We start from the raw sequence: 24,903 nt of genomic DNA on the forward strand, positions 1-24,903 counted from the left end.
TTGGGTTACGGATTTGTTTACTGGGTGAGCTGGATATCTTCAAAAGTGAAGGACTGATCGTCGTTATACGGCGCGGCGAACAGGCCCACTTTCACCGAAGCGGGCAGGCCCGTGAAGGTATTCGCTCCCAGCTGGGAATAGCTGACACCACCATCGGTAGAAACGTAGGCGTAATACGCCTGCCCTACGCGCTCGAGTTTGAAATACAGGTTGTCTCCAGCAGTAACAGCGCTGCCGCTGTCTTTGCCCCAACCACCACCAGCTGCGAGAATGTGGCCATACTGGGTGACCCATTCCGTACCGGACATATGCATGCCCACATGTACCAGCGGTGAGGTAGTGCCTGCAGTAGCGTCGCACTCACACATCATCAAACCCACCGGGAACTGGTTGGCCGCGTAGTTGGCACCCGCACTTTTCAATTTTGCGGTCAGCACAAAATCCCCTTCCACCTGCTGGGATACCAGGTAGAAAGATTGCGCCATGGTTTCAAACTTGCCGTCGCTGGCCACAAATGTGACGCTGCTGTCCGTCTGCTCGGTGATACTGCCGGACGCGACGGTAGCAGAGGACTGACTGCTGTCACCCACCAGCAGACCGTTGCCGCTCCAGGTTTCATCACTGCCGCTCGCGATCACGCAGTGGTCGTCACTGGTGTCTTCCGGATACGGATCCCAACCCTCACCGCTGTTCCAGCTGGCAAAGATCTGCGCGCGGGAGCAGAAGCGGCTGGCCACTTCTTCTTCACTCAACACATAACAACTGCCGTTGCTGTCACAGCGCTGGGAAAGGTCCAGCGGGCTGCCGGCCAGATCGGTGCTACCGTATTCACGCCAACCGGCATCCGCGGTCGCGGTTTTCGGATTCGGTGCCGGCTGGCTGTTGATGCCTTCGTACGCCCAGCCAATAGAAGCCACGTGGGAATCCATCGCCGTATTGATGAAGGTGACGTTGTCGTAGTAGCTGTTGCTACCGCCGCTGCGCGCCAGATGGGTTGTGCCCTGCTCGATGGTGACACCGGTTGGGCCTGCGCCCTGGGTCAGCTTCGAATTCAGGAATACAAAGCCAGGCGCGGTCTCGACCGGGGTGCGCGCCTGCAGGACATAACCGCCACTGCTGGTGGCTTCACTGCTCTTGGAATCCCCCAGGGAGCGGATCTCGGTGTCCTCAAATACCGTGGCCGTACTGTAGCCCCAGATAAAGTCCACGTTGCCCGCTACCAGCGAGTTGTAGAACCAGTTGTAACCCTTCAGCAGCAGGGTGTCCTGCTCGGAAATAAACGCGGCATTGCGCGCGATCAGGCGACCTTCACTGTTGAAGTAAATGGTTTCCGCCTGGTCACCCGCACCGGTGCGACGGTGGGTATTCTCCAGCGTGAGGTCTTCCAGGATGAGCATGTCACCGCCCTTAACCAGGAACAGACCGCGACCTTCGCTGCCGCCATTCAGGCCCTCGTAATTCTCGTAGTGAATACGGGTCTGATCGGCACCGGCGCCTTTTATGGTGAGGTTGTTTTTACCGGACAGGAACAGCATCTCGCGGTAGTCGCCAGCGGCGATGGTAATGGTCGCGGCATCATCCGCCCCCACATTTTCCATCATATGGTTGAGTGCGCCCTGTACCGTGCGGAAGTCCGCCGCGCCGTCGTCATCCACGGTGACATCGGCACCAGAAGGCAATGCGGCACGGGTGGTGAAATTCCAGCCCGCGTCTTTGCCGATACCGACAAAGTCACTGCCATTCAATTTCACTCCCTCGATCAGGTCAGAGCTAATGGCGACAAAGTATTCCACACCGGGCTCCAGCACATCGGTGTGCGGGGAAACGGTGAGGGTATTGCCATCGATATGGAACGGATTGGCATTCAGCACACGTGTGCTCGCCTGCCCGCTGTAGCCGAGGGTATCGGTCTCACCGCCTGCGCGGATCGCATCGACCTCGGTATTGTCATCGGCGCGGAAAATCCGTACGGAGCCCACACTCGGATTCAGGCTCGGCGCATTGTCGAAGGTGATGCTCAGACGGGTGTCTTCATACTCACCGGTAGCACCGGGCAATGGCGTAACCAGCGCGCTGATATCACCGTAGGTGGCGCTGGGCATGGCAAACGCCTTGGCCACATCGACGCTAATGGTGCGTTGCAGGCTGTTGTCGGAACCACTGATAAAAGTAATTTCCGCGCTGCCCTCGGCATTGGGAATGACTTTTACCAGGTTATCCACGACCTCCACGGACGCCACGTTGCTATCGCTGGAAACCACATCGAAGGTATCCGCGGTAACACCATCGCTCTGCACAGCTGTCACGTTGATTTCCAGTGCGGGGTCACCGGCAGTCGCGGCCCAGGAAGGCTCGACGTAATCGATGGTCAGCTGCACCGGTTTTACCGAGGGATCACCAACCTTTACGTAATCCACCTCAAAGGAACGGTTATAGGTGAAGAAACCGATACGGCCTGCGGTGGAATATTTGCTGTCTGCATCGGTGTAAGTACCGAGCTCTTCACCATCCAGGTAAACGGTGACATTGTTACCAACCATATCGTAGCGCACGGTATACCAGCTACCATCGGTCGCATCCTGCTCACCCAGCAAGATCGGCTTTTTCGCCTGCACTTCACGGATGACGGAATCGCCATCGGCAAAGCCCGCTTCAACCTGAGTGGAGTCGCTGCTGTTCTGCATATTCAGGCCGCCAAAATACCACTGCAGCGGACCCTGGTAACGGCCGATACCATAAAGGTATTTATTGCCTGTATTGCCGTTGGCGCGGGGACGGATGCGGTACTCAACAAAATAATCCGCAGGCACGCTGCCAAAGGCACCTTCCTTAACCAGGATCAATTCGCCCTCACTCAGGTTTTCGCCGCGGGTTCCAGCGGTAAAGCGCAAAGACTTGCTGTCGCCCTCATCGAGGATATCGAACACACCGGGATCCGCGAGGCCATAGCCATCGATCAGCGCGTCCCAGGTGCTGGCGAATTCGCCGTCCTCAAAGTCGTCGCAGAAATAGAGTCCGGTTTCCGGACAGGTGAAGGTGACGGGCTCCGGTTCCGGCTCGGGTTCTGGCTCCGGCTCGGGTTCCGGTTCCGGTTCTGGCTCGGGTTCAGGCTCTGGGGTCACAATGGGATTGAGACTTTCCAGTTCCTTCTTTTCACCGTCATCGCTACAGCCAGCCAACAGGCTGCCGAGCAATGCCGCCATCGATATCCTTAAGGACATCTTTACGAATGCGCTGTGTACTCTCATCGAATACTCCTGAGTTATGGTTTTATTGTTGTTACCCGACGCAGTGGACACGCCGGTACTTCTTCACTGCCTCGCCGCGCACCAATGTGGGGCTACAGTAAGACAAATGAATCTCGCGCAAAATAATCCGGGCCCGCGGGCCCGGATTCGGTCTACTTAGAAAAAGCCCATCCGTCTTGCAACGGATGGGTTAGGTCTTTGGTTACCGCTATTCCTTTACCTCACTCTACTGACAGCTGACGCTACCCAGACCAATCACATAGCTCTGGTCAAAGCCGAGTGGGGACGTAAACGGAATCTCGCCGTCTTTACCCGCAGTTGCGATGATGTAATCCGCCATCGCCTGGCTCGCTGGTAGATTCTCGGCGGCCATCATGTCGCGCGAGTACTGCGTGTAGTTTGTGGACAAATCGCCCACACTGCCGGAGGCGTTGGTGATCTCGTACTCGATGGACGGATCCAGGTTACATGCCGCATCGGAGTACCACAGCAGTGAACCGTCGGTGCGGAAGTTGCCATCGGTTACATCCCGTGCCAACTGGTCACCGCGTTCATACAGGGATGCCACAGCGTCATCTTTTTCCTGGTGAATCCAGTTGATCAGGAACATGTTGTCTTCCCAAAGCACACTCGCGCCGACACGCACACTCAGGATGTCCTTGCGATAGTTCATAAAGAAGTTGTTGAACATGTGTGAGGTACCGCGACGGATCAACGGCACGCGACGCAGGGTATTACCCAGGTCACTGTAGTGATCATCGGTGGTGATAAACGCGTTGTGGTGCATGGTGGTTGTGATCTGCGCGTTGATTTCGCGGCTGTCACTGGAGCCGTGCAGTGCGGCACGCTTCACGTTGATCAGCTTGTTGAAGGAAATAGTGATGTCGTAAGCCCCCACCTTCACATCAAACGCCGCGTCACCGGTGGTGTCGAAGGTGTTCTTGTGAATCCAGATATCGTGGGACGCACCGGTGTTACGGATCATATCCGGGTCGAGACCATGGTCTTCGGTATGGCCCGCGCCGCGGAAGTCCAGGTGGGTCAGGATCACACTCTCAGCGGTCTGGGTCGGCTGACCGCTGCTGTCGGCACCAATGGCAAAACCATTGAAGCGGAAGTAGCCGTTGCTCAGTCGACCGTCGAGGGTTTTGTGCGAGCCAATTTTGGTGTTGCGAATCGGCAGGCTGCTGTTATTCAAGCGGTTATTGAAAAACTCCACCTGACAGGCATCACCGGAATAGCCGTTATCGGCACACCACTGACGGTAGTCGATACACTGGGCTTCGGTACCGCCAATGGCCGCCTGCACGGAACTGTCTGCACAGTGGTTGCGGTGCATGGAGATCTCGGTCTCCTGGGCGAAGTCGAACTTGTCGAACACAATCCAGTTGTGGCTATCCCCAGTTACCGCATCCAGCAGCTGCTGCTCGACACTGCGCCCCTGAGGATCATTTTTGCTGATCACCGTCAGCTGGCTATTGCCATTAGGATCGTATCCACCCATGGCATTTTCACCGTAGCCCACAGCGCGGCCGAGGGTTTTGGAAAGACACTCGACAATTTCCTGATCCGTAGTCAGCTCGGCAGAGTCGCGCCAGTTGACGTTCGGATCGGTAGCCAGGATGTAGCAGGCGTTACTCACTTCCGGGGACGGGAAGGCGCCACCAGAGGAGGAAGTACCACCGCTGGAAGACGAGCTCGAGCTGGTGGTACCGCCAGAAGAGGAGGAACTGCTGGTACCGCCAGAGGAAGAGCTGCTGCTGGAACTGGTGGTGCCGCCAGAAGAACTGGAACTGCTTGATGAGCTGCCGCCGGAAGATGAACCGCTACCACCGGCACAATCTCCTGCAACTGGTGCCACACCGGTGACAGAAACACTGTCGATATTGGCGAGGCCGCTACCACCGGTAGCCTGCAGGCGAATTTCGTTATAGCCAGCGTTCAGCCATACGGTGACAGAACCACTGTCCGCGTAGTTACCCCAGGCACCGGTGCCACTCATACCGAGGCTGGCCTGGCTGCCCTGATTGACAAGTACTTCCGCAGGGCGATCGCTGCCGCCATTGGCGTAGCGCCAGCTCAGGGTGTAGTTACCCGCTTGTGGAACCACCACGGACCAGTCCACTCCCATACCGCTTTCATTGTCGGTATTCGCATATCCGGAACCGGTGTAACCGCTATGCTCGGACTCGAGTGCTCCGTCAACGGAACAGAAACCCGCTTCGTTTTCCTGCAACACCAGCGTGGTCGGTGCAGTTGCAATGACAGCATCATCTCCGTTGGAGTTGTACACCACCAGATTCTGGTCGGTGACTTTTATCCAGTAGTAGTAAGTGCCATCCGCGAGATCGATATCCGTGTAGCTGTTGCCAACAACGCTGGAAGCGATGCGTAGGCGTCCAGCGGGATCCGGGTCGGTATCCCGGTAAATCTCCTGGTTGCGCACATCAATGTTGCTGATATTCCAGTTCAGGTTTGCGTCGGAACCACTGACCGCAACATTCAGCGTTACGCTTCCGCCACTGGAAGAACTGCCACCGGAAGACGATGAGGAGGAGGAGGAAGAAGAACTGCTGCCACCGGAAGAGGAACCACTGCCAGTGGCATTGTAGACTTCAAACTCGGCAATCTGCGGCGCACTGGATGCGGAGTCGATCATCAGGTTGATCTTGTCCATGCTGACGTCGCCGAGATAAACCTGCAGCGCAGAACCGATACCATTACCAGAGGCGAGCTCCGCACCGGTATCGTTATTCACCAGGCGCCAGGCCTGCACATTGTTGCCGATTTCGCGAATGATCACGGTGTTGAACGCACTACCGAAATTTTTCGCGGAAATGCGCTCATCGCTGGAAGAGGATGGCTGCCAGTAGCTGCTCAGGTCACCATCGACGGCGTTGCCATAGCTCGAACCACCACCTTTACTGGAACCATCAGCATCGCCACTCAGCGCCAGGTTGGGGCCGAGTTCTCCGCCGCCTGAACCGCCGCTGCCGCCAGAAGAACTGGAGCTTGAGCTGGAACTACTGGACGAACTGGAGGTGCCGCCGGAAGAACTGCTGGAAGAGCTCGAGCTGCTCGACGAACTGGAGCTGCCGGAAGAGCTACCGCCGCCGGTCACTTCACAGTTACCATCGTCAACCAGCATCCCTTTGTTGGCACCCGCAGTGGCCGCCACGATCTGCGGGACACAACCCGCGTCGCTCAGGGAATAGTTGTAGGGAATACTGATCGAGGTAGTGGATACCGGATTGGGGCCGGCTGGATGGTTGTCAGTATCATCCGCGGTCCAGGTAATGTTGGACCAGATATTACCGCTGACTTCCCAGTAACCCATATCATCGGTATAGAAAGTGCCGAGTGGATCCTTCGAGTTTTCGAAGTAGTTGCTTTCCGCTTTCATTTCACCGCCGATACGCGGGTTCATGCCGGACTTGTTGATACCAACGTAATGATTGTTGAACGCGTGCGCTGTCGCACCGCGCAGCAATGGCGTGCGTGAATCGATGTTCTCGTAAAGGTTATGGTGGAAGGTGACGGGTCCATTATTGAGATCGCTATCGCTTGAACCTACAAGGCCACCGCGGCCGGAGTTGCGCAAGATGCTGTAGGAAAGCGTGACGTATTGGGTCTCCGCCTTCATATCAAACAACGCGTCGTAGCCCTCACTCTCACCGCCGGACGCCTCCAGGGTCAGGTGGTCCGCCCACACGTTGTAAACATTGCTTTCCATACCGATTGCATCACCGCCATTGGACGTCGGCGAACCGGACTTTTTGACATTCCGCACGTGCAGGTTCTGCAGAATGATGTTGGAAGCGCTGCGCAGGTGGATACCCAGCTCATCAAACAGCGCGCCGTTGCCGACACCGATGATGGATACGTTGCTGACTTCCTTGATTTCAATTTTGTCTTCGGCGGTATTACAGCTGTCACCAGACACTTTGCTGGTGTTGCCGTGATTGATGGTGCCTTCGACATGAATAATGATGGGGGTATCGCTGGATGCGCGATTACACAGGGCGGCGTGGATTTCGGTACCGGTAGTGGCGTACACCACATTACCACCGGCACCACCGGTGGTACCGCCATTTTGCGTGGCAAACCCCGTGGCCTGCGCGGAAACATCCGCAGCCGCGAAGCTGCCCAGCAATGCACTGAGCATTGCGGCTCTCTTCATCTTGACTTGCATGTGACCTTCCATATTTATGTTTATTTAGAAGTAGTCAGACGACCAGTCACAGGCACAACACCCGGAAATAAAGCCCTACTGCTCACCCTGGCACAGGGCTGACGGGAACAACTTAGGGACTAATCATCATCGCTCTGGACCGCGCAAGGCGCCGCGGCCCGCAATATTGGTTTGCCATTATTGTATTTTTCGGCCTTCTGCTGAGACCATAATTGGCAATACCAAAAGCACGGAAGAGGTTAGTCAGAATAGACTCGCGTGTAAAGCCTGTTGCACCCCATCGCGGGGCGTTCGGCGTAAATATCGACAAAACGCGCACATTTATGTCGCGAGTCTTCAGTACAGTCATATTTATGGCTCACCCCCAGTTCTTTCAGAGATAAAAAAAGGCCCGTACATCTTTCAATGCACGGGCCTTATGACAGTTAAGTCAGGTCTATCAGGAAACTACTGACAGGCCACTTCACCCAGACCAATCACATAGCTCTGACTGTAACCCAGCGGCGAGTTGAACGGGATTTCCCCATCTTTACCCGCAGTCGCAGTTACATAGTCCGCGAGCTCCTGACCTGCCGGGCGACGCTCGGCGGCGATCAGATCGCGGGAGTACTGGGAGTAGTTCTGCTTCAGGTCGGCCACGGATCCGGAGGCATCTGCAATTTCGTATTCCAGGGTGGGATCAAGATTGCAGGCCGCATCGGAGAACCAGACCTTGGTACCTTCGCTGCGGAAATTACCATCGGCCACATCGCGCGCAAGCTCTTCACCGCGCTCGGTCAACGCCTGCACCACATCGTCTTTTTCCTGATGAATGCGATTCATCAGTACCATGTTGTCTTCCCACAGAACCGTCGCACCGACACGTACACTCAGGATGTCTTTGCGGTAGTTCATAAAGAAGTTGTCGAACATGTGCGTGGTACCACGACGAATCAACGGTACGCGACGCAGGGTATTACCCAGGTAGCTGTAGTTGTCATCGGTGGTAACAAACGCGTTGTGGTGCATGGTGGTAGTAATCTGCGCGTTGATTTCGCGGCTATCACTGGATCCGTGCAGCGCCGCACGCTTCACATTAATCAGCTTGTTAAAGGAAATTGTGATGTCGTAGGCACCCACCTTCACATCAAACGCCGCGTCACCGGTGGTGTCGAAGGTGTTCTTGTGAATCCAGATATCGTGGGATGCACCGGTGTTACGGATCATATCCGGATCCAGGCCGTGGTCTTCGGTGTGGCCCGCGCCGCGGAAGTCCAGATGGGTCAGGATCACACTCTCGGAGGTCATGGTGGGCGCGCCACTGCTGTCCGCACCGATGGCAAAACCATTAAAGCGGAAGTAGCCGTTGCTCAGTCGACCGTCGAGGGTTTTGTTGGAACCGATCTTGGTATTGCGAATTGGCAGGCTCTTGTCGTTCAGTCGATTATTAAAGAACTCAACTGCACAATTCTCACTGGAAACGCCGTTGTCGGCACACCACTGACGGTAGTCGATACACTGAGCTTCGGTACCGCCGATTGCGGTCTGTACGGAGCTGTCAGCACAGTGGTTACGGTGCATGGAAATTTCCGTTTCCTGGGCGAAATCGAACTTGTCGAAAACGATCCAGTTGTGATCGTCACCGGTTACTGCGTCCAGAAGCTGCTGCTCAACGCTACGACCCTGGGGATCGTTTTTGGTGATCACTGTCAGCTGGCTGGTGCCGTTCGGATCGTAACCGCCGAGGGCGTTTTCACCATAGCCAACCGCACGGCCCAGGGTTGCAGACAGGCACTCCACGATTTCCTGATCGGTATTCAGCTCCGCAGAATCGCGCCAGTTTACATTCGGGTCGGTAGCCAGGATGTAACAGGCGTTACTCACTTCCGGGGACGGGAAAGCACCGCCGGAGGAAGAGCTACCGCCACTGGAAGAACTGGACGAGCTGCTGGTTCCACCGGATGAAGAGGAGCTGCTGCTGGAGCTGCTACCACCGGAGGAGGAGCTGGAGCTACTGGAAGAACTGCTGGAAGAAGAGCTGCCGCCAGAGGAAGAACCACCGTCGCTACCACCTGCGCAGTCGCCAGCCACCGGCTCGACACCGGTCACAGAGAGGCTGTCGATATTTGCCAAACCACTGCTGCCGGTCGCTTGCAGACGGATGTCGTTGTAGCCCGCGGCCAGAGTCACGGTCACACTCTCGCTGGTGTAGGCATTCCAGGCACCGGTGTCATTGAGAGCAACGGTAGCCTGACCGACACCATTGACCAGAACGGTGCCCGGGCGATCGCCACCGCCGTTGGCAAAGCGCACATCCAGGGTATAGGTGCCCGCAGTCGGAACGACCACAGACCACTCCACACCAGTACCGCTTGCATTTTCGGTGTTGGCGTAGCCGAAGCCAGTGAAGCCTGCGTGCTCGGTTTCCAGGGCGCCATCAACGGCGCAGAAGCCAGCTTCAGTTTCCTGAAGTACCAGTGTGGAAACAACACCACCACCACCAGAGCTGGAAGAAGAGCTGCTGCCGGAGCCGGAGGAGGAGCTACTGGAAGAAGACCCACCGGACGAGGAAGAGCTTACATCGCCGGTCGCGTTGTACACCTCAAACTCGGCGATGTACGGCGCACTGCTGGCGCTGTCGATTTCCAGGTTGATCTTGGACATGGATACATCGCCCAGATACACCTGCATCTCGCTGCCGATGCCGTTGCCAGAAGCCAGCTCCGCACCAGTGTCGTTGTTCACCAGACGCCAACCCTGCACCGCGTCGCCGCTCTCGCGGATGATCACGGTGTTGAAGCTGGTATCGCTGCTCCACTTGATGGAGACACGCTCGCCGCTACTGGACGAAGGCTGCCAGGCGGAACTCAGGTCGCCGTCGCGCACATCGCCGTAGCTGCCGCTGCCTTTGCTGGAACCGTCGGAGCCCGCACCGATGGACAGGTTCGGGCCCAGTTCTGCGGGCAGGCTGCCACCGGAACTGCCGGTGCCGCCGGAGCTGCTCGAAGAGGAAGAGCTGGAACTGCTGGAGGATGTACCGCCAGAACTAGAAGAGCTTGAGGAACTGGAGCTGCCGCCGGAAGAGCTCGAGGAACTGGAAGAGCTACTGCCGCCACCGGTCACTTCACAGTTGCCGTCGTCTACCAAGAGGCCATTGTTGGCACCCGCGGTCGCCGCCACAATCTGTGGAACGCAGCCCGCGTCACTAATCGCATAGCTGTAGGGAACATTCAGGCTGGTGGTGGAAACCGGGTTGGGGCCCGCAGGATGATAATCGGTAGCTTCCGGGCTCCAGGTAACATTCGACCAGATATTTCCGCTAACTTCCCAGTAACCCATATCGTCGGTGTAGAAAGTACCGAGGGGGTCTTTGGAATTCTCGAAGTAGTTGTTTTCCGCCTTCATCACACCGCCGATGCGCGGGTTCATACCGGACTTGTTCAAACCTACATAGTGGTTGTTGAACGCGTGCGCGGTGGCATGACGCAGCAAGGGCGTGCGGGAATCAATATTCTCATACAGGTTGTGGTGGAAGGTGACCGGACCGTTATTGTCGTCACTGTCACTGGAGCCAACCAGGCCACCGCGGCCCGAGTTGCGCAGAATGCTGTAGGAAAGGGTCACATACTTTGTGGTCGCCTTCATATCAAACAGCGCATCGTAACCGTCGCTCTCGCCACCGGACGCTTCCAGGGTGAGGTGATCCGCCCACACGTTGTATACGTTGGTCTCCATACCGATGGCATCGCCACCGTTTGAGGTGGGAGTACCGGATTTTTTCACATTCCGTACGTGCAGATTTTGCAGAATGACGTTGGAGGCATTGCGCAGGTGGATACCCAATTCATCGAACAGTGCGCCGTTGCCCACACCAATCAACGAGATGTTGCTGACGTCTTTGATTTCAATCTTGTCTTCCGCGGTATTACAGCTGTCACCGGACACCTTGCTGGTATTGCCGTGATTGATGGTGCCTTCGACGTGAATGATGATCGGGGTATCGCTGGATGGGCGATTACACAGCGCGGCGTGGATTTCGGTACCGGTGGTGGCATACACCACTTCACCGCCCGCACCGCCGGTAGTGCCGCCGTTCAGGGTCGCGTAGCCCACTGGCTGCGCGGTTGCCCCGGCGGCCATAAAGCTACCCAGCAACGCACTAAGCGCCGCTGTTTTCTTCAGCTCAAATTGCATGTGACCTTCCGTTATATTTTTATTGAGAAGATTTTTTCGGACGATCGGCCACAGCATCGCTCCCCCGGAAGGGCGCAACTGAGAACTACTGTCTGAGATACCACGTCAGGAAAGCAGGACTTGAGAAAAGCAGGACCAATCATCATCGCAGTTGGGCGGTAGATACTGCGTAACCGTCCAGGTTATATGGATCGCCATTTTTGTTATACCGCTTAAAAAATTGGCAATACCAAAGAACGATTAGAGGTTAGGCAAATTCTCGAACCATGTAAACGGAACTCTTAACAACAATCCCTGTTTTGTGAAGTTTTTCGGAAAAAATTCATGACTTACCGTGTATTTGGCGCCAAATACATTAAATTGACGTCAAACTCCAGGTTTTCTGGACTAATGACCAAAAACTGGAATAGCCAATCTTGCTTGACCAGTCACCGAAAGCACCCGGGCGTATCGGAGAGTCATCCATACCCCACCATATCCCTCGCCCTTGCATTTCCCGCAGGCAAAAAAAAGCCGGGCTTAAAGCCCGGCAATGCCATCCTGATAATGCGAGGAAATCAATGAAAAACTATTTGCCCCAAGGGCTTACTCGATCAGACCCAGTGCACGCGGCAGGAACTCGCTGATTGCAGGCACCAGGGTCACCAGTGCCAGTACCGCAAACATCATCAGGTACATGGGCATCAGCGGCCGTATCAAAGCGGTAATCGACGTTTTGGAAATACTCGCCCCGACGAACAGCACACTGCCCACTGGCGGCGTACACAGGCCAATACACAGGTTCAAGATCATCACGATACCGAACTGCAGCGGCGACATTCCCAGCTCGGTCACTACCGGCAGGAAGATGGGGGTAAAGATCAGCACCGCCGGGGTCATATCCATAAAGGCACCGACCGCGAGCAGAATCAGGTTGATGGTGAGCAGGATCAGCAGCGGGTTGTCGCTCAGGGTGATCAGCGCCTGGCTGATGGTCTGCGGAATATTCTGGTAAGACATGATCCAGGACATGGCCGAAGACGCTGCGATCAGGAACATCACGATGGCCGTGGTCTCCACCGACTTGGTCAACAGCGCCGGCAGCTGGCTGAACTTCACTTCCTTGTACACCACACAGGAAAGCAGCAGCGAATAGAGCACCGCAATCGCACTGGCTTCAGTAGCAGTAAAGAAGCCGCTGATGATGCCGCCGATCACGATAAAGATCAGGAACAGGCTCGGCACAGCGTCGACAGTCTTTTGGAAGGCTTCCTTGAGCGTGGGCTTTTCGCCTACCGGGTAGCCTTTGGCTTTCGCCCAGATGCCGCAAACCATCATCAGCCCCAGGGCCAGCAGCAGGCCCGGCAGGTAACCGGCGATAAACAGCGCGGCGATGGAAACACCACCGGAGGCGAGGGAGAACACGATCAGGATATTGCTCGGCGGAATCAACAGGCCGGTGGTGGAGGAAGCCACGGTTACCGCAGTGTTGAAGTTCTTGTCGTATCCCTCTTTGGTCATGGACGGAATCATGAAACCGCCAATGGCCGAAGTGGCAGCAACCGCAGATCCGGAAATGGAACCGAACAGGGTGCAGCTGATGATGTTCACGAACGCCAGGCCGCCGGGCAACATGCCCACCAACACCCGGGCGAAGTCGATTATGCGCCGGGCAATACCGCCGCTGCCCATCAGCATGCCGGAGAAAATAAAGAACGGAATGGCGAGCAGGGCGAAACTGTCGATACCGCTGGCCATACGCTGGGCCATGGTGATCATCGCCGGGTCAAAATCGATGGTACACAGCATGGTGAGCACGGTAGCCGCACCAATACTGATGGAAATGGGAACATTCAGGGCGAGAAGGATCAGAAAACTGACCAGCAATACCAGAACTGCAACTTCCACGATGTTTCTCCTCGCTTAGGCTTCGACGGCAGCTTCGGGCTGCTTTTGTTTTTCTTTAAGGGCCTGCGCATCGGCAGGTTGCGCGTCGTCGGTGTAGGGATGCACTTCGGAATCGAAGTCCGCGGGCAGCTCCTCTTTCGCGTTCACCAGCTCGATCAGGTGATCGATGGAGAAGATGCAGATCAGCACCCCGGAAAGCGGCAAGACGCTGTACACATACCCCATCGGCACGTTCAGCGCCGCGGAATACTGCTCCAGCTCAAAGGTCAGTAACATCAGCTTGGTACCGCCGTAGACCATGGCGGATGCGGCAAAAGCGAAACACACCAGCACCACAAAGATCTGCAGCGCGCGGCGCTTGGCTCCGTGCAGTGCGTTGGTCAACAGGTCGATACCCAGGTGGGAGCGCTTGCGATAGGCGTAGGCACCGCCCAGCAGGCCAATCCACACCAGCAGGTAGCGGGCCAGCTCTTCGGTATAGGAGCTGGGCTGCATGGGCAGGAAGCGGGTGAGGATCTGCCAGGTCACATCCAGCACCATCAGTGCCAGCAGCGAACCCAGCACCACCGCCAGTGCTTTTTCAATTTTTTGCATCATCTTCGCCTTCCACTGTTATTTTTTTAGTGGCTGTCGTTCTGTTTGCAGGAGCCTGCTGGCTCCTGCATAAAAAGGTAAGTTCAGTTAGTTAACGGCCTTGATCTGGTCCAGCAGGTCACCCACTTCGGTGCCCTTGTAGCTGTCGTGCAGCGGCTTGACCGCATCGATAAACGGCTGCTTGTCGGGGTAGATCACTTCCACACCGGCTGCCTTCACTGCTGCCAGAGATTCCTCGGTGGACTCCTGCCAAAGCTTGCGCTGATAAGTCACCGCTTCATCCACCGCCTGACTCAGCCACGCCTGCTGCTGCGGTTCCAGCTTGTTCCAGACCTCGGTGCTGATCAGCAGCAGGTCAGGCACATAGGTGTGCTCATCCAGGGTGTAATACTTGGAAACTTCGTAGTGCTTGGAGAGGTAGAAACTCGGCGGGTTGTTTTCCGCACCGTTGACCACGCCCTGCTGCAGAGCAGTGTACAGCTCACCCCAGCTCACCGGGGTTGCGGCGCCGCCCAGGGTGTTAACCATTTTGATGGCGGTCTGGCTGTTCTGAACGCGAATCTTCTGGCCATTCAGATCTTTCGGGGTCTGTACCGCAATATCGTTCATGTAGAAACTGCGGCTGCCGGCATCCAGGTAGCCCAGGCCGCGCAGGCGCGCGCGCTCACAGGCCAGCAGCAGGTCCTTGCCGATTGGGCTCTGCAGGACATTCCAGAAGTGTTCGGAATCGCGGAATACGTAGGGAAGGTTGAAGACCTTCATCTCCGGCACAAAGCCCTCCATGGGGCTGGCGGAAACCTTGGTCATGGCCAGGCTGCCGATCTGCAGCAGCTCGATCAATTCGCGCTCGCTGCCCAGCTGGCCGCCAGAATAGATATCGATACGCATGGTATCGCCGGATAGCTCGCGCAGGCGCTCATCCATAAATACCATGGCGCGGTGCACCGAGTGCTGCTGGTCCAGGGTGTGCGCCAGCTTGAGCGCGACCTGGTCGTCCTGAAATCCACAGCTTGCCAGCACCACGGTAGTGCCCGCCAGGACCGCAGCGCGCAGCTGCCGCCAGAGTTTTCTCGTTATCATCATTGTGACCTGCGATTTATTTCTTATCGGGTACAGGTTTATTGGTGTTACCTGGACGCTTTCTTTATTTGCCTCTCGACCTATTTACCTTCGGAAGCAAGCATGAGCGCACATGGCAGACCAAACTGGTCATACCATGCTACCAACAACTGGTCAGAGGGCGCAATCCGACTACACAGATTTATCCACACCCCGGTGGATTCTCGCGCGACGCCACCCGCCAAGCACGCCCTCAAGTCCCAACCTGCGGGCGCCAAAAGCGGTGAATTTTACGCCATAACGGATACTTTTTGGCCCCTCTTTTACCGCTAGGCGTGACCGCAGCGCCCCCTCTGGTGACCGCCGCTCAGCAGGCCACCTCGGCAACCGCATCCGCGGCGACCGCAGAGAGGTATTCGTCGCGAGGAATAATCGCGCCGCGATGGCCAATCACCCGCGCGGCACAGCGGTTGCCCGCGGCAACGGACTGCTCCGGTGTCGCTCCCTGCAAGCGCGCAGCCAGGTAGCCGGCATTGAACGAGTCCCCGGCACCGGTGGTATCCACCACGCTGCTCACGGCGGGAACATCAATAGCCGTCAGCTCTCCCTCGCGCTGTAACAGGACGGGCTCGGCACCGCGCTTGATCACCAGCTCCGCCACTCCGAAGCCCGCATTGCGCTTGGCGCAGCTGCCCGGGCGCTTGTCGCCCCACAGGGCCTGCTCATCTTCAAAGGTCAGCAGCGCCATATCCGCCTGCTGCAGGAACTGCGCGACCGCTTCCCGCGCGGCATCTGCAGACGCCCACAGGCGCGGGCGATAATTGCTGTCGAAGGCGACGCGACCGCCCTGGGCGCGATACTCCGCCAGGAATGCGAGCAGCTCGGCGCGCGCTTCATCACTCATGATGGCGAGGGTAATACCGGAGAGATACAGGCAGTCCATCTGCAGCAGGTGGGTCTTGAGCGCTTCGCGCCGGGCGGGATCGGCAAACAGCTCCCGCGCCGGGGCCTCACCGCGCCAGTAGGTAAAGTAGCGCTCGCCGTCCGGGGTGTTCTGGATCATATACAGACCGGGACAACGCCCCGGCAGGCGCGCAATGGCCGAGGTATCGATATTCTCGGCAACAAGGCGAGTAAGCACTTCCTCACTGTACGGGTCATCGCCAAGCAGCGTTACGTAGCTCACACTGACACCACCGCGGGCGATATACACCGCGGTGTTGTAGGTATCCCCGGCGTAGGACTGTGCCAACAGGGGCTTGTTTTGACTCTCGGCCTGCCCCTCCGCCTGAACTGACGCTTGCGGCGCCAGCTCCACCATGACCTCTCCCAGTGCTGCCAGTTTCACTCGACTCTCCCAATAGGTATGCAGAATATGTTATCTAATAGTCATTATTACTATTTTATTCCGGCGGCACGCTTACCGCGCCACCGGCGTGGTGCCGGTCTCGCCCCCGTGAAATGACAGGTACACACTACCCGTTCAAACCACCTGCCGCGGGTGCCTACAGTAGCAATTTTCAAAATGCCTTACCAGAATGGTTGACTGGTATAACCAATTTTTGGCACCATGACAACAATCGTTGCTGATACCGCGTTTAACTCAGCATCGAGGTTTTCTCCATCGTCTGGCGCAGCAGGCACAGGGGGCTGGTTTGGACCCCTTGGCCTTTTATTTTGCGCATGCCGCCCGCTCCCTCGCACTGCCTGTTGCGCGGCGAGCCGGGCTTTTTCTCGTTCCGGGCGAGTCCGACCTGCACGGTCGTGGCGATGGTGAATTCACACAAGAATAAGGTGGGCCGAGACCCGATCCCGGCCCCGAATGGCAAACCCGAAATCTGGAAGCATCCAACATGACACGCCCTCTGATCCTGCATCCCGACCGTCTGTTTCCGGCCGACAAAGTGAGCCGGGACATTGCCCGCAAACTTTACGAGAGCGTAAAGGATCTGCCGATCATCAGCCCGCACGGCCACACCGATCCGTCGTGGTTTGCGGAAAACCAGCCGTTCGGCAACCCGGCCAATCTGTTGATCCGTCCGGACCACTACGTATTCCGCATGCTGTACTCCCAGGGCATTCCCCTAGAGAGCCTGGGCATCCGCACCCAGGACGGCACCGAGGTTGAGCAGGACCCGCGCAAGATCTGGCAGATTTTTGCCGAAAACTACTACCTGTTCCGCGGCACCCCGTCGCGCACCTGGCTGGACACCGTGTTCCACGATGTTTTCGAGCTGGATGTGCAGCTGAACGGTGACACCGCGCAGCAGTATTACGAGCGCATCGACAGCTACCTGCGCCAGCCGGAGTTCCTGCCGCGCGCGCTGTTCGAGCGTTTCAACATCGAGGTGATTGCCACCACCGAATCCCCGCTGGACGATCTGCGTCATCACCAGAAGATCCTGGACAGTGGCTGGAAGGGTCGCGTGATCACTGCGTTCCGTCCGGACCCGGTACTGGATCCCGATTTTGAAGGCTTTGTGGATAACCTGGCGCAGCTGGCGGAAATCACCGGTGAGGATACTTCCTCCTGGTCCGGTTACCTGGCGGCACTGCGCAACCGTCGCGAGTTCTTCAAGCAGATGGGCGCGACCTCTACCGACCACGGCCACCCGACTGCGACCACCGCGAATCTGTCGGCGTCCGAGGCCGAAGCACTGTTCCTGAAGGTGCGCGATGGCAAGTGCAGCGCTGAAGACGCGGAGCTGTTCCGCGGTCAGATGCTGACCGAGATGGCGCGTATGAGTATCGAGGACGGCCTGGTGATGCAGATTCACCCGGGCTCTTTCCGCAACCACAACAAGGTGGTGTTCGATCGCTTCGGCCGCGATAAGGGTTGCGATATTCCTTCGCAGACCGATTACGTACACGCGCTGCAGCCGCTGCTGGAAGCGGTGGGCAATGAGCCGAACCTGTCGATCATTCTGTTTACTCTGGATGAGACCAGCTACAGCCGCGAGCTGGCGCCGCTGGCCGGTCATTACCCGGCACTGAAACTGGGCCCGTCCTGGTGGTTCCACGATAGCCCGGAAGGTATGCGTCGTTTCCGCGAGCAGGTCACAGAAACTGCCGGTTTCTACAATACCGTCGGCTTCAATGACGATACCCGCGCGTTCCTTTCCATCCCCGCCCGTCACGATGTGGCGCGCCGCATGGACTGCGTATGGCTGTCGCAGCTGGTCTCCGACCACCGCCTGCAAGAAGACGAAGCCTTCGAACTGGCCGCAGACCTCGCCTACAACCTGGCGAAGAAGGCATACAAGCTATGACCCAACAAAGACTCAACAACAGTATTCTCGAAAACCTTCCCGGGTCGGTGATCAAGCCCGCCTATGACCGCAGCGAAGTCACTACCGGCATCGTGCACCTGGGTATCGGCGCTTTCCATCGCGCGCACCAGGCGTGGTACACGGAAAACCGTATTACTGCCGGTGAAAAGGACTGGGGTATCGTCGGTGCAAGCCTGCGCTCCGCCGGTGTCCGCGATCAACTGGTACCACAGAACGGTCTCTATTCCGTGGTGGAGAAATCCAATGCGGGCACCAAGGTGCAGATCATCGGCGCGGTGAGCGATGTGTATGTGGGCCCGGAAAGCCCACAGCAATTGCTGGAGCTGCTGGCCCAGGAAAGTGTACGTATTGTTTCCCTGACCATTACCGAAAAAGGTTACTGCCACGATCCGGCCAGCGGCAATCTGAACCCGCAACACCCGGACGTGGTACACGATCTGCAAAACCCGCAGGCTCCGAAGTCCGCCCTGGGTTACATCGTGGGCGCGCTGGCGCTGCGCAAGGAGCGCGGTCTGCCGGGCTTTACCGTACTGTCCTGCGATAACCTGCCGTCCAACGGCAAGCTGCTGGGCAAGGTGCTGAGCCAGTACGCCGAGAAAGTGAATGCGGAACTGGCAGAGTGGATTGCCGAGAACACCACAACTCCGGCCACCATGGTGGACCGTATTGTGCCGGCTACTACCGATGCAGACCGCGAAGAGCTGGAAGGTATTCTGGGCTGTCGCGATGAGGCGGCGGTGATGGCGGAGCCTTTCTCCCAGTGGGTGGTGGAAGACAATTTCCTGCGCGGTCGTCCCGAGTGGGACAAGGCCGGTGCGACATTTGTAGACGATGTGGAAGTCTACGAGCTGATCAAGTTGCGCCTGTTGAACGGCAGCCACTCGATGCTGGCTTACAGCGGTTATCTCGCGGGCTGTGAGACGGTGGCGGATGTGATGGCGGTGCCGGCGTTCAACAAGCTTGCGCTGCACTTCATGCAGTCCGAAGCGACCACTTCCATCGATGTACCAGCGGACTTCGATATTGCCGCATACCAGGCGGAATTGATCGAGCGTTTCGAGAACCGCGCGCTGCGCCACCGCACCTGGCAGATTGCCATGGACGGTTCGCAGAAGATCCCGCAGCGCTGGCTGGGCACCCTGCGCCATCAGCTGGAAAACGATGGCCCCATCGAGGTGCTGAGCTTTGCCCTGGCGAACTGGATTCGCTATGTATCGGCAGTGGACGAAAAGGGAAATGCCATCGAGGTTTCCGATCCGCTGGCAGCGGAGCTGAAGGCGCTGTGCGATCAGTACAAGCCTGAAGGCAGTGCGGCACTGGCTGCTGCGTTCCTCGCTTATACCCCGGTTTTCGGCGACGACGTGCGTAACAGCGAGCGTCTGCAAAGCGCATTGACCGACTGGCTGGACAAGCTGGATGCGGAAGGTACGCTGGCCTGCGCACAGAAATATTTTTCTGTGTGATGCCAATTTAAAGATTATGTTATCAGCCTGATTCAGGCACTGTTTGTCACAGTTTTAGTTTGTTTTATTTGTTTTTTTAATGTTGTTTTTTAGTTTTTCTCGCTAAGTTTCCATGCCTGTTTAAGGATCTCCCTTGGAAACGTTTTCTGATCCCGCGGCCAACACCGCGGGATTTTTTTTGTCTGGCATTTTTATCTGAGATCTGGACTTACGATTTTCCAGCCCGTTTTCTCAAGCTCTTTCCTAAGGCGTATCTTCCTCCGGTTTCTCATTTTCTGCCTCTTTGCCATCCTTCAACTTCAGCGGATTGTCGTCACCAAAGCGACTGGCATCGTGCGCGGGATCATCCGGTCCCCAGGCATCTTCGTTCTGCATATTCGGCAGGTGGTGTGCAATACCCCGGTGGCAATCGATACACGTGGCATTGCCAGTAGCCAGCTGGGTGGAGTGCAACTTGCGCGCGCGCGGGCTCTGCACACTGAAATCCATATACTCGAAATCGTGACAGTTACGGCACTCCAGGGAGTCGTTGGCCTTGAGTCGCGCCCACTCGTGACGGGCCAGCTCCAGACGCTTGTCGAGGAATTTTTCGCGGGTACTGATCGTCCCGAAAATCTTGCCCCAGACTTCTTTTGAGGCCTGCATTTTGCGCGCAATCTTGTGGGTCCACTCGTGCGGCACATGACAATCGGGACAGGTGGCTCGCACCCCGGAGCGGTTGGTCCAGTGAATGGTGCCTTTCAACTCCTGATAGACATTGTCCTGCATCTCATGGCAACTGATACAGAATTTCTCGGTGTTGGTGGCCTCCAGGGCGGTGTTGAAGCCACCCCAGAATATAATCCCGGCGATAAAACCACTCAGCAACAGGAAGCCAAGGCTGAATGCCGTGGCGGGGCGGCTCAGCGTACGCCAGTAGCCTTTTATCCAGTCAATCATCACTCAGTTCCCGGATCGATTGTTGTTGGATGTATTACTGCTCACCCTGCGACTGCTTCTCTTTGCGCAGCAGGATATCCACATCCTCAAAGGTGTTGCCGACGGACGATTTCGCCTTGGTCTGTGGAACGTGGCACTGCAGGCAGAAATATCTGCGCGGCGCCACATCCGCGAGCACCTGGAAATCGCGATCCATAAAGTGGGTGATACTGATCATGGGCGCACCACTGACACCGGTCTGGATACGGTTGTGACACTCCAGGCAACGGTTGCTGTTCTTGTCGATCTGGTAGTCGCGAATCGTATGCGGAATGGTTGGCGGCTGCTCCGGATAGGCGCGCACCCGCTTGCCATCGGCGTTTACCGGATCTGCAAGTTGCGGGGCATCCTCCGTTTCAAACAAGGTGCCGCCTTTGCGAATGCCATCCGGTCCCGGCGTATCGGGAAACTGCTCCGCCACCGTTGCCAGACCGCATACAAATACGATGAGGGCAACGACGATGGTGAATACCTGTTTTGTGTTCATGATCGCTAATCAGCCTTGTTTTACGCTACCGGGTTTGCGCCCTGTCAGGCCAGTGAAACCAGTTCCAGCTTCACCGCGCACTTCTTGAAGTCGGTCTGCTTGGAAATGGGATCGGTGGCATCGAGTGTGACCTTGTTGATCAGCCGCTGGGCGTCGAAGAAGGGCACATACACCAGCCCTTTGGGGGTCTTCGCGCGTCCGCGTGTCTCAACCCGCGCAATCATCTCGCCGCGGCGGCTGATGACCTTTACCTCGCTACCACGACGGAAGCCCTGCGCCTGTGCATCATCCGGATGCATGTACACCAACGCATAGGGCACTGCACTGAACAACTCGGGAACACGCTGGGTCATGGATCCCGTATGCCAGTGTTCCAGCACGCGACCGGTACACAGCCAGAAGGGGTATTCTTTATCCGGCGACTCCGCCGGCGGCTCGTAAGGCAGCGCGAAAATACGTGCACGGCCGTCGTCGTTGCCATAGAACTGCACCCCGGCGCCCTTCTTGACGTAGGGATCGTAGCCTTCGCGGAAACGCCAGCGGGTCTCCTTGCCGTTTACCACTGGCCAGCGCAGGCCGCGCACCTTGTGATACACATCAAAGGGAGCCAGATCATGGCCGTGACCGCGGCCGAACTCTGCGTACTCTTCAAACAATCCCTTCTGGATATAGAAACCAAACGCATCGGATTCATCGTTGGCATATTCTTTATCCCGATCGGAATTCGGGAAGCGATTGGCGTGCCCGTTGGCAAACAGGACTTCGTACAGGGTCTTGCCCTTGTAGCCGCGGATTTTGCTCAGCTCCTCCGGCCATACCTCGTCGGTTTTAAAACGCTTGGAGAATTCCACCAGCTGCCACAGGTCGGACTTGCTTTCTCCAGGCGCTTTCACCTGCTGGTGCCAGAACTGGGTGCGGCGCTCGGCATTGCCGTACGCCCCTTCTTTTTCCACCCACATGGCCGTGGGCAGAATCAGGTCCGCGGCCTGGGCAGAAGTGGTTGGGTATACATCGGAAACAACCACAAACGTATCCGGGTTGCGCCATCCCGGCAGTAATTCCTGCATCAGGTTAGGCCCGGCCTGGGCGTTGTTCGAAGCCTGGGTCCAGTAGACCCTGAGCTTGCCGTCTTTCAGCGCGCGACTCTGGGCAACGGCGTGGAAGCCAGGCTTCGGCGGTATGGTGCCCTCCGGTAGCCGCCAGATCTTTTCTGCCGTGGCGCGATGTTTCGGGTTAGCCACCAGCAGGTCTGCGGGCAGACGGTGGGAAAAGGTTCCTACTTCACGCGCGGTACCACAGGCTGAAGGCTGTCCGGTCAGCGAGAAGGGACTGTTACCGGGGCTGGAAATTTTTCCGGTCAGCAGGTGAATGTTGTAAGCCATATTGTTCGCCCACACCCCGCGGGTGTGCTGGTTGAACCCCATGGTCCACAGGGACATCACCCTGATTTTCGGGTCGGCGTACAGTTCCGCAAGCGCGGTCAGCCGCTCTTTGGGCACGCCACTTTCTTTGGCTGCGCGATCGAGGGTGTACGGCTTGAGAAATTCTGCAAACTCCTTGAAGCTCATATCTTCCCAGGTATTCGCCTTGTCGCGACCAGCGGCCTTCTGCTCGCGCGGGTCTTCATCCCTAAGGCCGTAACCGATATTGGTTTGCCCACGCACAAAGCGGGTGTGCTTTTTGACAAAGTCTTTATTTACCTTGTTGTTCTGAATAATGTAATTGGCAATAAAATTCAGAATCAGCAAATCGCTGTGCGGTGTCATCACCATCGGAATATCCGCCAGCTCGAAGCTGCGGTGTTCGTAGGTGGATAGCACTGCAACTTTGCAGCCGGGGTGGGAAAGGCGGCGGTCGGTGACCCGCGACCACAGGATCGGGTGCATCTCCGCCATGTTAGAGCCCCAGAGCACGAATGCATCAGCGGCTTCAAAATCATCGTAGCAACCCATGGGCTCATCGATGCCGAAGGTGCGCATAAAGCCCATTACTGCAGATGCCATACAGTGGCGCGCGTTCGGATCGATATTGTTGGAGCGGAACCCCGCTTTCATCAACTTGCTGGCCGCGTAACCTTCCCACACGGTCCACTGCCCGGAGCCGAACATGCCCACGGATTCAGGACCGTGATTCTTGATCGCCTCCTTGTATTTCCGGGCCATGATGTCGAACGCCTGATCCCAGGACACCTCGGCAAAATCTCCGCTCTTGTCGTACTTGCCATTTTTCATGCGCAACAAGGGCTTTTTCAGCCGATCGCTGCCATACATGATTTTCGACAGGAAGTAGCCTTTAACGCAGTTTAGACCGCGGTTCACCTCGGCCTTGATATCGCCGTGGGTGGCCACCACACGGTTGTCCTTGGTGCCCACCATGACACTGCAGCCGGTGCCGCAGAAACGGCAGGCGGCCTTGTTCCACTTAAGCTCGTTGGCGTCGCCCTTGCTTACCAGATTCTGGGTTTTGGCGGGTACCGCCAGTCCGGCAGCCGCTGCCGCGGCAACCACCGCACTCGCCTTGGTAAAGTCACGTCGGGTGATCGCCATGTCACAGTTCTCCCTCAATTTTTACCGGCTGCGCGTCCGCGTCAGCTGCCTGCTCTTCCAACACGTGGTCCACTTCGGACAGCTTCAGCTCCTCGTGGTAGACCATGGCAACGTTAAGCACACCCTGCTGGTCCTTGATGGTCTCGATCATCGTGTTGATAAAGTGGTGATCGGAAGTCTCCAGTACCATCACCAGCTTGCCTTCCTCACTGCCGAGATGAATTTCCAGTTCGGGACAGGAATCTACCCAGGCCGAAACCATGGGAATACGCTCCGGGCGCACATGCACCAGCAGACTGGCAATGTGCAGGGTGCCGCCGTCCCCGGCTGCCGGGTCGTTGTAGTCGCGGTCTCGGTAGTGATGCTCTCTCATATTCGGTTCGCTCTCATTGGAGCCTGCTCGGCTTGGCTTGATCTACACAGCGCAAATTTTTCGTCGGGTCCATTTATCTTGTGAACCAGATAGAGGGCCTGACACGAAGACTCCCGCCACAGGCGGGCACAAACGGACTCATCAGGTAGGTGGTCCAGGCGGACCAAAGATCATTTGCAGTATCCACACGAAAAACCCGTAACCACCGACAATTGCCACCGCCAGGATCGGGAACAGAAATACGAGGATAAAAAGCACCAGGCGACCTTCCCTGCGGCGCTGCTCGCGGGTCGACGGTAGTTGTTCTTCAGTCAACGGATTCACCCCTCGTGAATGTCGGAGTTTATTACCGGAAGAAATTAGGCCAGGACGCCTTATGCCGAATATCCCGCTCCGGGATGATCGGGACGATAAATTGCGACAGGTATAGTGCGACGCCAATTCAGACCACATGTCTTCAGTCTAGAAAGGTGTGTAGATCCAGCAAGAAAATTTGGGGCCGGCAGACCTTCTCACGTCAGTAATTCACGGGTAGGAGAGGAGCTGTTGGCAAAACACGCCAATAAAAAAGCCGGGCATATGCCCGGCCAATAAAGGAAATGAGAATTACCAC

At 57.0% G+C, this 24,903-nt stretch carries 14 protein-coding genes; 2 read left to right on the plus strand and 12 right to left on the minus strand.

Features of this window, described 5'->3' with window-relative positions; genetic code table 11:
* Positions 1-17: 17 nt before the first annotated feature.
* The 7 genes from ACONT6_RS15720 to ACONT6_RS15750 form a co-directional block, all read right to left on the minus strand.
* Positions 18-3,203, minus strand: coding sequence for a pectinesterase family protein (locus ACONT6_RS15720; RefSeq protein ID WP_428819370.1), 3,186 nt, complete (start codon positions 3,201-3,203; stop codon positions 18-20).
* Positions 3,204-3,474: 271 nt separating this feature from the next.
* Positions 3,475-7,440 carry a pectate trisaccharide-lyase gene (locus ACONT6_RS15725; RefSeq protein WP_428819371.1) on the minus strand — a complete coding sequence of 1,322 codons (3,966 nt, stop codon included), beginning with the start codon at positions 7,438-7,440 and terminating at the stop codon, positions 3,475-3,477.
* Positions 7,441-7,887: 447 nt separating this feature from the next.
* Positions 7,888-11,613 carry a carbohydrate-binding protein gene (locus ACONT6_RS15730; protein ID WP_428819372.1) on the minus strand — a complete coding sequence of 1,242 codons (3,726 nt, stop codon included), beginning with the start codon at positions 11,611-11,613 and terminating at the stop codon, positions 7,888-7,890.
* A 585-nt stretch (positions 11,614-12,198) separates the two neighbouring features.
* Positions 12,199-13,500 (minus strand): TRAP transporter large permease, encoded by a 1,302-nt coding sequence (locus ACONT6_RS15735; RefSeq protein ID WP_428819373.1) that lies wholly within the window; start codon positions 13,498-13,500, stop codon positions 12,199-12,201.
* Positions 13,501-13,515: 15 nt separating this feature from the next.
* Entirely contained in the window at positions 13,516-14,094 is a 579-nt protein-coding gene (locus ACONT6_RS15740) for a TRAP transporter small permease (protein WP_428821524.1), read from the minus strand.
* An 87-nt stretch (positions 14,095-14,181) separates the two neighbouring features.
* A complete protein-coding gene (locus ACONT6_RS15745; protein WP_428821525.1) occupies positions 14,182-15,174 on the minus strand; it encodes a TRAP transporter substrate-binding protein in 993 nt (330 codons plus the stop codon).
* Between the two features lie 346 nt (positions 15,175-15,520).
* Positions 15,521-16,501: a sugar kinase gene (locus ACONT6_RS15750; RefSeq protein WP_428819374.1), complete on the minus strand. Its 981-nt coding sequence runs from the start codon at positions 16,499-16,501 to the stop codon at positions 15,521-15,523.
* Positions 16,502-17,006: 505 nt separating this feature from the next.
* On the opposite strand from ACONT6_RS15750, the gene uxaC reads away from it, so the two are divergent.
* Positions 17,007-18,422, plus strand: a complete 1,416-nt coding sequence (gene uxaC / locus ACONT6_RS15755; protein ID WP_428819375.1) for a glucuronate isomerase — start codon at positions 17,007-17,009, stop codon at positions 18,420-18,422.
* Entirely contained in the window at positions 18,419-19,906 is a 1,488-nt protein-coding gene (locus tag ACONT6_RS15760; RefSeq protein ID WP_428819376.1) for a mannitol dehydrogenase family protein, read from the plus strand. Before uxaC ends, ACONT6_RS15760 begins: the two co-directional genes overlap by 4 nt.
* Before the next feature lie 243 nt (positions 19,907-20,149).
* Here the strand turns inward: ACONT6_RS15760 and ACONT6_RS15765 are convergent, their stop codons facing one another.
* The 5 genes from ACONT6_RS15765 to ACONT6_RS15785 form a co-directional block, all read right to left on the minus strand.
* Positions 20,150-20,845 carry a cytochrome c3 family protein gene (locus ACONT6_RS15765; protein WP_428819377.1) on the minus strand — a complete coding sequence of 232 codons (696 nt, stop codon included), beginning with the start codon at positions 20,843-20,845 and terminating at the stop codon, positions 20,150-20,152.
* A 34-nt stretch (positions 20,846-20,879) separates the two neighbouring features.
* A complete protein-coding gene (locus ACONT6_RS15770; protein ID WP_428819378.1) occupies positions 20,880-21,371 on the minus strand; it encodes a nitrate reductase cytochrome c-type subunit in 492 nt (163 codons plus the stop codon).
* Between the two features lie 44 nt (positions 21,372-21,415).
* Positions 21,416-23,917, minus strand: a complete 2,502-nt coding sequence (napA, locus tag ACONT6_RS15775) for a nitrate reductase catalytic subunit NapA (protein WP_428819379.1) — start codon at positions 23,915-23,917, stop codon at positions 21,416-21,418.
* 1 nt (position 23,918) lies between these two features.
* Positions 23,919-24,290: a chaperone NapD gene (locus ACONT6_RS15780; protein WP_428819380.1), complete on the minus strand. Its 372-nt coding sequence runs from the start codon at positions 24,288-24,290 to the stop codon at positions 23,919-23,921.
* Positions 24,291-24,431: 141 nt separating this feature from the next.
* On the minus strand, positions 24,432-24,605 hold the full coding sequence (locus ACONT6_RS15785) for a periplasmic nitrate reductase, NapE protein (RefSeq protein WP_428819381.1): 174 nt from the start codon (positions 24,603-24,605) through the stop codon (positions 24,432-24,434).
* Positions 24,606-24,903 lie beyond the last annotated feature (298 nt).

It is taken from the genome of Microbulbifer sp. MCCC 1A16149, assembly GCF_050368945.1.
In the GTDB taxonomy this organism is placed as follows: Bacteria; Pseudomonadota; Gammaproteobacteria; order Pseudomonadales; family Cellvibrionaceae; genus Microbulbifer.

What these genes read in the sequence shown, in the direction of transcription:
- ACONT6_RS15720 (WP_428819370.1), bottom strand. Translation starts at nt 3,203, where the DNA reads ATGGCGGCATTGCTCGGCAGCCTGTTGGCTGGCTGTAGCGATGACGGT.
- ACONT6_RS15725 (WP_428819371.1), bottom strand. Translation starts at nt 7,440, where the DNA reads ATGCAAGTCAAGATGAAGAGAGCCGCAATGCTCAGTGCATTGCTGGGC.
- ACONT6_RS15730 (WP_428819372.1), bottom strand. Translation starts at nt 11,613, where the DNA reads ATGCAATTTGAGCTGAAGAAAACAGCGGCGCTTAGTGCGTTGCTGGGT.
- ACONT6_RS15740 (WP_428821524.1), bottom strand. Translation starts at nt 14,094, where the DNA reads ATGCAAAAAATTGAAAAAGCACTGGCGGTGGTGCTGGGTTCGCTGCTG.
- ACONT6_RS15745 (WP_428821525.1), bottom strand. Translation starts at nt 15,174, where the DNA reads ATGATAACGAGAAAACTCTGGCGGCAGCTGCGCGCTGCGGTCCTGGCG.
- uxaC (WP_428819375.1), top strand. Translation starts at nt 17,007, where the DNA reads ATGACACGCCCTCTGATCCTGCATCCCGACCGTCTGTTTCCGGCCGAC.
- ACONT6_RS15760 (WP_428819376.1), top strand. Translation starts at nt 18,419, where the DNA reads ATGACCCAACAAAGACTCAACAACAGTATTCTCGAAAACCTTCCCGGG.
- ACONT6_RS15765 (WP_428819377.1), bottom strand. Translation starts at nt 20,845, where the DNA reads ATGATTGACTGGATAAAAGGCTACTGGCGTACGCTGAGCCGCCCCGCC.
- ACONT6_RS15770 (WP_428819378.1), bottom strand. Translation starts at nt 21,371, where the DNA reads ATGAACACAAAACAGGTATTCACCATCGTCGTTGCCCTCATCGTATTT.
- napA (WP_428819379.1), bottom strand. Translation starts at nt 23,917, where the DNA reads ATGGCGATCACCCGACGTGACTTTACCAAGGCGAGTGCGGTGGTTGCC.
- ACONT6_RS15780 (WP_428819380.1), bottom strand. Translation starts at nt 24,290, where the DNA reads ATGAGAGAGCATCACTACCGAGACCGCGACTACAACGACCCGGCAGCC.